10 protein-coding genes are annotated in these 12,661 nt (G+C 47.8%); 6 read left to right on the top strand and 4 right to left on the bottom strand.

From position 1 onward, the window contains the following. Nucleotides 1-634: 634 nt before the first annotated feature. Both rbfA and EYA81_RS07950 read left to right on the top strand, forming a co-directional pair. Nucleotides 635-967 carry a 30S ribosome-binding factor RbfA gene (gene rbfA, locus EYA81_RS07945; protein ID WP_005834378.1) on the top strand — a complete coding sequence of 111 codons (333 nt, stop codon included), beginning with the start codon at nt 635-637 and terminating at the stop codon, nt 965-967. Continuing rightward, nucleotides 967-2,202 carry an FtsX-like permease family protein gene (locus EYA81_RS07950; protein ID WP_117601397.1) on the top strand — a complete coding sequence of 412 codons (1,236 nt, stop codon included), beginning with the start codon at nt 967-969 and terminating at the stop codon, nt 2,200-2,202. The genes rbfA and EYA81_RS07950 overlap by 1 nt, the downstream gene beginning before the upstream one ends. 8 nt (nt 2,203-2,210) lie before the next feature. Here EYA81_RS07950 and EYA81_RS07955 read toward each other — a convergent pair whose 3' ends face one another. The 3 genes from EYA81_RS07955 to aroQ all read right to left on the bottom strand — a co-directional run bounded on the left by EYA81_RS07955 (nt 2,211) and on the right by aroQ (nt 4,856). Continuing rightward, nucleotides 2,211-2,840: an O-methyltransferase gene (locus tag EYA81_RS07955; RefSeq protein ID WP_005834376.1), complete on the bottom strand. Its 630-nt coding sequence runs from the start codon at nt 2,838-2,840 to the stop codon at nt 2,211-2,213. A gap of 118 nt (nt 2,841-2,958) precedes the next feature. Then, a complete protein-coding gene (gene pyk, locus EYA81_RS07960) occupies nt 2,959-4,416 on the bottom strand; it encodes a pyruvate kinase (RefSeq protein WP_005834375.1) in 1,458 nt (485 codons plus the stop codon). A gap of 20 nt (nt 4,417-4,436) precedes the next feature. Further along, entirely contained in the window at nt 4,437-4,856 is a 420-nt protein-coding gene (gene aroQ, locus EYA81_RS07965; protein WP_005834372.1) for a type II 3-dehydroquinate dehydratase, read from the bottom strand. 118 nt (nt 4,857-4,974) lie between these two features. On the opposite strand from aroQ, the gene xerD reads away from it, so the two are divergent. The 4 genes from xerD to EYA81_RS07985 all read left to right on the top strand — a co-directional run bounded on the left by xerD (nt 4,975) and on the right by EYA81_RS07985 (nt 10,519). Beyond that, nucleotides 4,975-5,928, top strand: coding sequence for a site-specific tyrosine recombinase XerD (gene xerD / locus EYA81_RS07970; protein ID WP_117601398.1), 954 nt, complete (start codon nt 4,975-4,977; stop codon nt 5,926-5,928). A gap of 136 nt (nt 5,929-6,064) precedes the next feature. Continuing rightward, complete coding sequence (locus EYA81_RS07975; protein ID WP_117601399.1) at nt 6,065-7,759, top strand: tetratricopeptide repeat protein; 1,695 nt, start codon at nt 6,065-6,067, stop codon at nt 7,757-7,759. Nucleotides 7,760-7,870: 111 nt separating this feature from the next. Beyond that, the gene (locus tag EYA81_RS07980) at nt 7,871-8,944 is read left to right on the top strand and encodes a TlpA disulfide reductase family protein (protein WP_117713748.1); all 1,074 of its coding nucleotides are present in this window, start codon (nt 7,871-7,873) and stop codon (nt 8,942-8,944) included. 36 nt (nt 8,945-8,980) lie between these two features. Then, nucleotides 8,981-10,519, top strand: coding sequence for a YifB family Mg chelatase-like AAA ATPase (locus tag EYA81_RS07985; RefSeq protein WP_117713747.1), 1,539 nt, complete (start codon nt 8,981-8,983; stop codon nt 10,517-10,519). Nucleotides 10,520-10,592: 73 nt separating this feature from the next. Here EYA81_RS07985 and EYA81_RS07990 read toward each other — a convergent pair whose 3' ends face one another. Further along, nucleotides 10,593-12,653: an acetate--CoA ligase family protein gene (locus EYA81_RS07990; RefSeq protein WP_131225602.1), complete on the bottom strand. Its 2,061-nt coding sequence runs from the start codon at nt 12,651-12,653 to the stop codon at nt 10,593-10,595. Nucleotides 12,654-12,661 lie beyond the last annotated feature (8 nt).

Genomic DNA, 12,661 nt, shown 5'->3' on the forward strand with positions numbered 1-12,661 from the left:
TTCCGCTATTCATACCCTGATACGGAATGCGTCGAGTGCTTATGTCCGTTCCGTTATCCCCTCATGTTTGTTCTGTCATTCCCTTATGTCTGTTCTGTCAACCCCTATATATTGATGAAAAACCACGGCTGTGAAGCATATTCTTCACAGCTGTGGCACGTCTTCTTCACGACTGTGGAAAAGGCGTACCACAGCCGTGCGCACATGATAAACCCAAAGGCTTCTCAAGACAAACCACCGTGCAAAACACAACAGAAGCCTATGCAAGAGACAAGAAAGCCCGGTCAGATGCGCAAAAAAAACCGTTTCTACCCTCCCGGGTAAAAACGGCTCAAGTCAATAATACATGAAAAAACGCTATTTAGAGAGAGTCTCTTCTATAACGGAATGGTTCTCTTCCTTCTTCACTCATCATCAGCAGTTCTCCGAACTGACATCAAAGTTAGGGAAGCATAACAAGAACAACAAATAGAATCTACGAAAAGGCATATCTCATCGACAGAACGGAAAAGAATGAACCCTACAATAGGGAAAAGAATGAAAAAAAAGCTATAAACAGTCGGCAGAACGATATATTTCAGTAACTTTGCTAACGTGAAAACAGGCTGCACCCCAGCATAAAAAAATGAACAGTATGGAAACTACCAGACAAAATAAAATAGCCCGTCTCCTGCAGAAGGAACTGAGTGATATCTTCTTGTTGCAAACCAAGTCCATGCCCGGCATACTGATTTCCGTCAGTGCCGTACGCATCAGCCCCGACATGAGCGTGGCACGCGCTTATCTCAGTATATTCCCCTCGGAGAAAAGCGAAGAAATCGTCAAGAACATCAACGGAAACATGAAGTCCATACGCTTTGAACTGGGTACCCGCGTACGCCACCAACTACGCATTATCCCCGAACTGAAGTTCTTCGTAGACGACTCACTGGACTATCTGGAACGAATTGATGAACTGCTGAAATAATGTCCCTTCCCTTCTTTATAGCCCGCCGCTACCTCTTCTCCAAGAAGAAACACAATGCCATTAATATCATCTCCGGTATTTCGGTGTGTGGGGTGGCATTGGCTACGTTGGCGTTGGTATGCACCTTGTCCGTGTTCAACGGTTTTCAGGACATGGTGGCAGGCTTTTTCACAGCCTTCGACCCGGAACTGAAAATCACCGTCCGCGAAGGTAAGGTTTTCGACCCGCACGAAGCGTGCATCCGGCAAGTACACGCCCTGTCCGAGATTGACGTGTGGACGGAAACACTGGAAGAGAATGCCATGGTGCAGTACAAGGACCGCCAGGCAATGGCCGTCATCAAGGGAGTGGAGGACAATTTCGAACAGCTTACATCCATCGACAGCTTGCTCTATGGGACGGGAAAGTTCCTACTGAGCGACTCGGTGGTGGACTATGGTTTTCTGGGTGTGGAACTTATATCCGAGTTGGGCACCGGCATTCAGTTCGTGGACCCGTTGCAGGTCTATGCCCCCAAACGGAACGTACGGGTAAACATAGCCAACCCCACTGCGGCTTTCAACCGGGAGTATCTCTTCTCGCCCGGCGCCATCTTTGCCGTCAACCAGCAAAAATACGATTCACGCTACATACTGACGTCACTCGACTTTGCCCGCCGTCTGTTCAATTATGACACGGAAGTTTCTGCCATTGAGATGAAACTGAAACCCGGTTCCAACATCGGCTCCGTACAAAAGAAAATAGCAGGCATTCTCGGCGACCGGTTCATTGTACAGAACCGCTACGAGCAGCAGGCCGATGTTTTCCGCATCATGGAAATAGAGAAACTCATCTCTTATCTCTTCCTCACCTTCATTCTGGGTATCGCATGCTTCAATGTCATCGGTTCGCTGTCCATGCTGATACTGGACAAACGGGAGGACGTGGAGACACTGCGCAACCTGGGTGCCGATGACCGGCTCATAGCGCGCATCTTCTTGTTCGAAGGCAGGATGATTTCTGTGTTCGGCGCCCTCTCCGGCATCGTTTTAGGATTGTTGCTGTGCTTTCTGCAGCAACGTTTCGGGTTGATTTCATTGGGGGGAGGAAACGGAAGTTTTGTAGTAGACGCTTATCCGGTAAGTGTACATGCCACGGATATTATTCTGGTATTCGTAACGGTCATCACTGTAGGCTTCTTGTCCGTATGGTATCCGGTGAGATACCTCAGCAAGCGGCTGCTGAGAAAAAGATAGAAAAACAGTTACTTCTTACGGATAATCGTCAATCCGTCACGCAGGGGAAGAATGACTTTCTCCACACGCGCATCCCGCGCCACCAAATCATTGAAGGCTTTGATACTGATTGTCTGCAGGTCTGTGCGATGGGGTTGTTCTTCCAGCACATGGCCATCCCACAAGGTATTGTCGGCAATGATATATCCACCGCCGGAAAGACGGGCGAGCACCATTTCATAATACTCTATGTATTTACGCTTATCTCCGTCAATAAAGGCAAGGTCGAAAGTGAGGTCCAGTTGCGGTACCAGTTCCAAAGCATCACCGATGTAGAACCTGATTTTATCCGCGTAATCGGAATTCTCCAGCCACGGACGGGTGAAGTCCTCCTGCTCGTCGTTGATTTCAAACGTATGCAGCATCCCGCCCTCCGGCAGTCCTTCTGCTATGCAAAGTGCGGAATATCCGCTATAAGTCCCTATCTCCAGCACCTGCCGGGGACGAATCATCCGGACAAACATCTTGAGCATACGCCCCTGCAAATGTCCGGAAGCCATGCGGGGATATAGCAACTTGACATGCGTGTCGCGATAGAGCGCTTTCAGGTAATCGCCCTCATCATCAATGTGCTGCAAAATGTATTCGTCAATCGTCACTTTGTTAATGGATTATAGGTTAGGGATAAGGGATTAGGGGTTAGGGATTAGGGGTTAGTTCTGCGCACAATTATTAATTAATCATTAACCGCTAATCCCTTATCCTTAATCCCTTATCCTACAAGTATCTGTTACTGTTGGGCAACACACTATCTTCAGCATGCTTCAAGGCATCTTCTACGACATTGATTTCAAGGAAAGAGGTCTGTGTGCCTTCCTTACCGCTACTCAGGTAGCCCACCATGTCCGTAGGACATAAACGGCCTTCCTTCAACAAGCGGCGCAAAGCTGCAAAGTAATATTCCTGCCCGTTGGCAAGTTCGGGCATATAGATAGCTTCCACACCGTAGGAAAGGGCAAGGTGCCGCATAGTCTTTTCCTTGTAGCAGATGGCCAACACCGGATATTTGCCACGGAAAGCGGCAAGGTTACGGGCAGTGCGGCCGCTGTAACTGTCGGTGATGATTGCACGGATTTTCAGTTTGGTGGTAGCCTTTACCGCTTGTTTGGCCAGGAACGCAGTCACGTCGTTGCTGTTCTCGTCCAGCGGAATACGGATATCGTTGTCAGACAACTTGTCTTTCTCCGCTTGGGCGGCAATCTTGGTCATCGTCTTCACTGCTTCTACCGGATACTTTCCATAGGCGGTTTCACCGCTCAACATCAAGGCATCCGTACGATAATAGATGGCATTGGCAATGTCCGTTACCTCCGCACGGGTGGGACGCGGATTGGAAATCATGGTATGAAGCATCTGTGTGGCAACAATCACCGGCTTCTTGGCAAGAATACACTTGCGGATGAGCACACGCTGGATGCCCGGAATACGTTCCTGCGGAACTTCAATACCGAGGTCACCGCGAGCTATCATCACACCGTCGGCTACTTCCAGGATTTCATCGATATTATCAACGCCTTCCTGGTTCTCAATCTTAGCAACAATACGGATATCGCTGTTATGAGCGTCAAGAATTGCCTTGATGTCGAGTATATCCTGCTTATTGCGCACAAAGGAGTGGGCAATGAAGTCTATGTTCTTCTCAATGGCATAAAGGATATTGGTGCGGTCCTTCTCCGTCAGAGAAGGCAGATTGATGCGGACGCCGGGAACGTTGACGCTCTTGCGGCTGCCCAGAGTAGCCTCATTCTGTACTTCGCAGAGCAGATAGTCGGGGGTCTTCTCTACAACGACCAACTCTAAGTCACCGTCATCAATAAGGATATGGCCGTCCACATTCAAGTCTTTGACGAAATGGGGATAGGATACCGAGATACATTCACGGGTAGTCTCCTGCTCCGGGTTGCCTACCACCTTCACGCGGTCGCCCGCCTTGAAAGGAATGGGCTCAGCCAGAACCGTCGTACGGACCTCCGGTCCTTTCGTATCCATCAGGATAGCGATGCGGTTGGAAACCGAACGCACATTATTAATCAACTTCTCGGCACCTTCACGGCCAAGATGTGCAGTATTCATACGTACAACATTCATACCTGCATCGAACAACTGCTTTATAAAATCAACATCACAGCGCTGGTCAGAAATCGTTGCGACAATCTTCGTTTGCTTCAATAACATAATCTATATACCTATTTTATTTAATAATCTTTTAATGCCTCCATGGCCAGACGGTAGGAGTTCAGCCCGAAACCGAGAATGACACCCTTGCAAGCGCAGGAAATCATGGACACATGACGAAAAGCCTCGCGGGCATGTACATTAGAGATATGCACCTCAATCACTGGAGAAGTGACCGAACGGATAGCATCTTGCAGAGCGATGGACGTGTGAGTGTAAGCACCCGCATTCAAAATGATGCCGTCCACATCAAAACCCACCTGCTGAATCTTGTCTATCAGCTCTCCCTCAATGTTGGACTGGAAATAGTCAATCTGTACATCCGCATATTTCTTACGGAGTTCGGCAAGGTAGTCTTCAAAAGTAACGCTACCGTAAATGGAAGGTTCACGTTTGCCCAAGAGATTTATATTGGGGCCATTAATAATCTGTATCCTCATAACACAATTTTTTATACCTTTGCGGTGCAAAGATAGTGCAAACCGAAAGCAGATGCAAATTTATTTGCAATTTGCTGAAATGCAGTCTATTTTCGCGAAGCAAAGGTAGAAAAAAGAAATGAAATCAGAAGAAAAATCCACGAATAAGGAGAAACAAACGCTGATAATCAGAAAGTACCACCAGTATCTGAAACTGGAAAAAGCACTCTCACCCAATACAGTGGATGCTTACCAAACAGACTTACAGAAGCTGCTGCACTTTCTGGAAGGAGAGGGTATCGCTATCCTTGACACTACCCTGGATGACTTGCAGCATTTTGCCTCCGGACTGCACGACATCGGCATCCATCCCCGCTCGCAGGCACGCATCTTGTCGGGCATCAAGTCATTTTTCCATTTCCTAGTCATAGCCGACTACCTGGAAGGAGACCCCAGCGAACTGTTGGAGGGTCCCAAAATCGGATTCAAGCTTCCAGAAGTATTGACGGTGGAAGAGATAGACCGCATCATCTCCGCCATTGACCTAGGCACAAACGAGGGGCAACGCAACCGGGCCATCCTCGAGACTCTATACAGTTGCGGCCTACGGGTATCGGAACTGTGCAACCTGAAAATCTCCGACTTGTATTTCGACGAAGGCTTCATCAAGGTAGAAGGTAAGGGCAGCAAACAACGCCTTGTACCTATATCGTCCCGTGCCATCAAAGAAATAAGGAACTGGTTCGTAGACCGTAATGGAGGCTGGAAAATCAAGAAAGACTTCGAGGACTATGTATTTCTGGCACGCTGGGGCAAAAACATCTCGCGCATCATGGTATTCCATCTTATCAAAGAACTGGCAGAGAAGGCCGACATCACCAAAAACATCAGCCCACACACCTTCCGCCACTCCTTTGCCACTCACCTGCTTGAAGGAGGCGCCAACCTACGCGCCATACAAAGTATGCTGGGGCACGAATCCATTGCTACAACAGAAATTTACACACACATCGACCGGAACAGATTGCGCAGTGAAATCATAGAACACCATCCCCGCAATATAAAGTATCGCAAAGAACGGGAAATTCATTAAATTATGATAAAATTACTGCGAGGGTTAACAAACTGTAATAGGATTTAATATCTTTGCGTTGTTATGTTCATGCCCAAACAGCACACTAACATGGAATAGACAAATTTCAATTACAAACAATTAATTTATACCTAAAATGACTAAGAAATTGTATCTGCCGTTTTTAATGGCAATGGTTGTTGCATTAATGACATCATGCAGCAAAAAAATGGGTGAATTGTCATCTGATTATTTCACCGTAACTCCTCAAGTTCTGGAGGCTGTAGGTGGTAAAGTTCCCGCTACAATCAACGGAAAATTCCCCGAAAAGTACTTCAACAAGAAGGCTGTGGTAGAAGTGACTCCAGTATTGAAATGGAACGGTGGCGAAGCTAAGGGCCAATCTGCCGTATTCCAAGGCGAAAAAGTGGAAGGTAACGACCAGACTATCTCTTACAAGATGGGCGGCAGCTACACGATGAAAACATCTTTCGACTATGTACCGGAAATGGCAAAATCCGAACTGTATCTGGAATTCAAGGCTACAATCGGTAAAAAGACTGTCACCATCCCTGCTGTAAAAGTAGCTGACGGTGTAATTTCCACTTCTGAGATGCTGGAACAAACATTGGGTAGCGCTAACCCCGCCAACGGTGACGACGCTTTCCAACGTATCATCAAAGAAAAGCATGACGCCAACATCATGTTCTTGATCCAACAAGCCAACGTACGCGCCAGCGAATTAAAGACTGCCAAAGAATTCGGCAAAGAAGTGAAGAACATAAACGAAGCTGCCAACAAGAAGATCAGCAACATCGAAATCTCCGCATACGCTTCTCCTGATGGTGGTGTAGACTTGAATACTACATTGGCTGAAAACCGTCAGGACAACACAGCTAAAATCATCAACAAAGATTTGAAGAAAGCCAAAATCGATGCAGCAGTAGACACCAAGTATACAGCTCAAGACTGGGAAGGTTTCCAGGAACTGGTATCCAAATCAAACATCCAAGACAAAGAATTGATTCTTCGCGTTCTTTCCATGTATCAGGATCCTGAACAAAGAGAACAAGAAATCAAAAACATCTCTTCTGTTTATAAGACTTTGGCCGACGAAATCCTGCCGCAACTGCGTCGTTCACGCCTGACTTTGAACTACGAAATCATCGGTAAGTCTGACGAAGAAATCGCAAGCCTCGCCGACAGCGATGCCAAGCAGTTGAACATCGAAGAATTGCTGTATGCCACTACCTTGACTAAAGATGCTACCAAACAAGAAGCCATCTTCACAAAAGCTACTCAAATCTACCCGAACGATTTCCGTGCTTACAACAACTTAGGTAAACTGGCTTATCAAGCTGGTGATCTTGACAAGGCTGAAAGCTACTTCAAGAAAGCTCTCTCTATCAAGGATGCTCCTGAAGTCAACATGAATCTTGGTCTGATTGCTTTGACCAAGGGTGACAAGACCGCAGCAGAAGGCTACCTGAGCAAGGCTTCCGGTTCTAAGGAGCTGAACGAGGCATTGGGTAATCTGTATGTTGCTCAAGGTCAGTACGACAAGGCTGTCAACTCATTCGGCGATACAAAAACCAACAGTGCAGCTTTGGCACAAATCCTGGCTAAGGACTACAACAAAGCAAAGAGCACATTGGCCGCTATCGAAAAGCCGGACGCTTACACTGACTACCTGATGGCTGTACTTGGCGCAAGAACCAACAATACATCTATGGTAACCAGCAGTCTGAAAAATGCCATTGCAAAAGAACCGGCTTTGGCAAAGAAAGCTGCTTCTGACCTAGAATTCGCCAAATACTTCACTAACACTGACTTTATGAATATCATCAAATAATAAAGGTTAGACTGAAAAGAACGTGCCCGGCATAGAAATATGTCGGGCATTTCTTTTTATTCACACCAAAAAGAAGTATTTTCGCGACGAAGTATCAGAAAAAGAACCGGAATGAAGAAAATCTATCTTGCATACCTTCTGCTTATTATATTGTCTGCCTGCGGCAGCAAAAACACGAATTCAGTCCACCTAAGCGGTGAAATCAAAGGGCTGGGGAATGATACCCTTTATATATATGGTACGGACAAGTTCTATAACCGTATGGACACACTGCTTGTCAAGGATGACAAGTTCTCTGCAACCCTCACCACCGACACACTTGCCTCTACATGGTTGCAATTCAGCGACGGTACGGAATATCCGCTTTACCTGGACAAAGGAGACAACATAAAGATAAAAGGTTCTGCCGCCGAGCTTACTTCACTGGAAATCACGGGAAATGTCCCCAATGAAGAACTAACCGCCTTTCAGAAAGAGTTGAAAGGCTTGAGTACTCCCTCGGAGAAAGCATTGGAAGAAAAAGCAGAAGCCTTCATCAACAACCATCCTTCTTCACTGGTAAGTATCTATCTGCTGGAGAAATATTTCGTGCAAAAACCGCAACCGGACTTCGCCTTAATCAAAGAAATGACAGCAAACATGACCGGAGGCTTAAAAGACCGTCCGTATGTGGACGAACTGCTTGATCTGATCCAAGAAGAAGAGAAGATATCCATCGGGAAAACTATCCCTTACGTCAACCTGCCCAATGCCAAAGGTACACAAATCAGTCGCACCAGCTTTAAAGACAAATATCTGTTGATACATTTCTGGGCATCTTGGGACCCGCAAAGCATGGAAGCCAACGCTGCCCTGCGCCGGATTTACAAGAAAGAAGAAAAGAACAAACTATTTGCCCTCTGGGGTATTTCCTTGGACATCGACAGAAAGGAATGGGAAGAAGCAATCAAAAGAGATACCCTGAGGTGGGAACAGAGTTGTGATTTCTCCGGATGGAACACAGCGCCCATCAAGCAGCTCGCCATACAAGCATTGCCTGCCAACCTGTTCCTTAGCCCTTCCGGAAAAATTGAAGGGAAGAATATGAGTGAGGAAGACATCAAGAAGAAACTGGAGGAGATAGAGCAAAAGGAAAAAGAGAAGAAAGAGAGTGAAAAAAAACTCAAAAAACAAAACCGACGGTAGCCTATCCTGCCATCCTAACCCCTAATCACTAAAAACGTGCTCATAAAAGTTTTTGGAGCGGCTGTTCAAGGTATTGACGCAACCCTCATCACCATTGAAGTCAACAGTTCCAGAGGCTGTATGTTCTATTTAGTCGGTTTACCGGACTCTGCGGTCAAAGAAAGCCATCAACGTATCATATCTGCTTTGCAAGTCAACGGTTACCGGATGCCTACCAGTAATATCGTCATCAACATGGCACCGGCAGATATCCGCAAGGAAGGTACAGCTTACGATTTACCTTTAGCCATCGGCATACTTGCCGCCAGCGAAGTTATCCAGTCCGATAAGCTGGAACGCTATCTGTTGATGGGTGAACTAAGCCTTGATGGTAGTCTGCAACCTATCAAAGGAGCACTCCCCATTGCCATTAAGGCCAGAGAGCTGGGGTTTGAGGGTATGATAGTTCCTTGCTCGAACGCACATGAGGCCGCTGTAGTGAACAACCTAAAAGTCTACGGCGTGGAGAATATCAAAGATGTCATTGAGTTCTTCAACGGAAAACAAAAATTATCCCCGACACAAGTCAATACCCGCGAAGAGTTTTACTCCCAACAAAGCTCTTTTGAACTGGACTTTGCAGAAGTGAAAGGGCAGGAAAATGTAAAGCGAGCGCTGGAAGTAGCCGCCGCAGGCAGCCACAATATTCTTCTCATTGGGGCCCCGGGTAGCGGAAAGTCTATGCTGGCAAAACGTCTTCCCTCCATACTTCCTCCTTTATCATTGGGAGAAAGCCTGGAAACGACCAAGATTCATTCTGTTGCCGGAAAACTCGGTAAAGGTGGCGGACTTATCTCAAAACGGCCATTCCGTGATCCGCACAATTCCATTTCCACAGTAGCCATGACTGGTGGAGGCAGTTTCCCCCAACCCGGTGAAATCAGTCTGGCTCATAATGGAATCCTATACCTCGACGAATTGCCTGAGTATAACCGCAGCGTTTTGGAGGTTCTCCGCCAACCGCTGGAAGATAGAAAAATTACTGTATCACGCATTCGATGCAATGTGGAATATCCTGCCAGTTTTATGCTGGTAGCCTCCATGAACCCATGCCCATGCGGATACTACAACCACCCGACCAAAGGCTGCGTTTGCAGTCCCGGGCAAGTACAGAAGTATCTAAATCGCATATCCGGACCTTTACTCGACCGCATAGACCTGCAAATCGAAGTTACCCCACTTCCTTTTGAAAAGATGGCAGACACTCGCCCGGGTGAGTCGAGCGCAACAATACGAGAGCGTGTGATACATGCCCGACAAATTCAGGAAACAAGGTATGCAGACATTCCCGGTGTATATTGCAATGCCCAGATGAACAGTAAACTGCTTGCCTGCTACGCCCGTCCGGATGACAAAGGACTTGCCATGCTCAAAACTGCCATGAACCGGCTGAACCTTTCGGCCCGCGCCTACGACCGCATATTGAAAGTATCACGCACCATCGCCGACCTGGAAGACTGCGAATCAATACAGCCGGCACACTTGGCGGAAGCTATCGGATATAGGAATCTGGATAGGGAGGACTGGGCAGGATGAAAAAGGGATTAGGGATTAGCGGTGAGCGATTAACAGTCAGCCCCTTTAATCTCTAATCCCTAATCTCTAACCCTTATTTCTCTATCCAAATGCGCGCATCCACCGCTATCACCTGCTTTTCAGTCGCCAACAATGGATTGATATCCATCTCCTTGATTTCCGTTGCAAAGCGCAGCAAGGTGGAAAGCCGTACAATAATTTCGGCAAATTTATCTTCATTCACACCCTTCTGCCCGCGCGTACCTTTGATAATCTTATAGGCACGCAACGAGTGAATCATGGAGTAAGCCTCCTCATAGGACAACGGTGCAAGACCGGAAGATATATCCTTCAGCACCTCCACAAAAATACCGCCCAGGCCGCAGAGTACCACATGTCCGAACTTCTCTTCATATTTGGCACCGATAAACAATTCCGTCCCTTTCAGCATCGGCTGCACCATAATAGCACTGGCTTCGGGAATCTGCATCATACGGTCGAATTCCAATGCCAAATGCTGTTCACTTTTGATATTGAGCACAACACCGCCTACATCCGACTTATGCACCGGCCCCACCACCTTTGCCACCACCGGGAATCCCGTGCGGCGTGCAAAGGCAAGCACTTCTTCCTTGTTGTCCGAAACAAACTCCTCCACAATAGGAATACCTGCAGAGCTGAGCAATGCCTGCACATAGTGCGGTGCGATATAACCGTCCGCAGGAATGGAATCTATAATCCGGCGGATACGGGGAACATCCACTCCAAAGAGCTCGATTTCATTATTGGCAGGCCTCGGGGCATTCATTATCCGAGAAAGTGCCGTGCCCAAAGTCACTTCATCGGCAAAGTTCACATGGCCTTTTGCCAGAAAAGCAGCAACCTCGGCTCCTGCCGTATTGATGGAAGGAAGAATCGGAAAAATCGGCTTCTTGCAATGCTGCATCTTCTCATGCAGCACGTCATACATTTCAAACATGGTCACCAGTCCCGGAGTACCGAAAATAGCCATTACAGCATCAATATTGTCCAACTTCTCCTCACAATACTCCAGACAGAGGCGCAGATGTTCCGGCGTACCCGTAGCCAGAATATCAATGGGATTCCCCACAGCCGCACCGGGGAAAAGCTTGCCCTTAAGTTCCTCCGCCACCGGTCCTTCCAGTTTCGGGACATTCAGTCCGCCCTTACTCAACGCATCGGTCAACATCACTCCCGGACCGCCGGCATGGGTAATGATGGCGAAGTTTTTCCCTTTCAGTTCCGGCAGTGTAAAGATACAACCTACGGTTGTCAGCTCCTCGCGCGAATAGCAACGCACAATACCCGCCTTACGGAACAAGGCCTCTACCGCCGAATCGCTACTGGCAATGGCCCCCGTATGCGAACTCGCCGCCCGGCTGCCGCTTTCGCTACTGCCCGCCTTGATGGCCGCAATCTTGCAGCCCTTCTTGATGAGCGAGGATGCATGAAACAGCAGACGGTCGGGATCACCGATACTCTCAATATAAAGAAGTTTTATTCTGGAATCCGCTTCCGGATTGAAGTGTTCGTCCATGTATTGCAATACATCCTCCACACCGATTTGCTTGGCATTGCCCACAGACCATACAGAGTTGAACTGCAAGCCCTTGGTCACAGCGCTCTCCAATATGAACACCGCTGTGGCACCGGAGCTGGAAATCAAGTCTACCCCTTGCGGATGCAGTTGCGGGATGGGCTGGCTGAATACACTGTGATGCCACGAGTTCATAAAACCGATACAGTTGGGGCCTATCAGAGAGGCTCCATACCGGTTCACCGTTTCCAGTATGCGATCTTCCAGCACAGCACCCTCATGGGTCTCCTCACCAAAACCGGCAGAAAGGATAATGAACGCCTTCACCTGCTTCTCCGCGGCAAGCACCTCCACCGCATCGGGACAAAGCGCGGCAGGTATGGCAAGGATGGCAAGGTCCGTATCGGGAATGTCCTTCACATCCGCAAAGGCAGCAACACCCTGCACTTCAGTCTCTTTCGGATTCACGGCACGAAGCTCACCGGTATATCCGCCGCTAAGCAGATTTTTCAGGATAGCTCCTCCGGGTTTGTGTACATTGTTAGATGCTCCCACTACCACAATACTGGCCGGGTGAAGCAATTGGCTTGTTATCATAGTTGTTT

This window comes from Bacteroides sp. A1C1 (assembly GCF_004328515.1).
Taxonomy (GTDB): Bacteria; Bacteroidota; Bacteroidia; order Bacteroidales; family Bacteroidaceae; genus Bacteroides; species Bacteroides uniformis.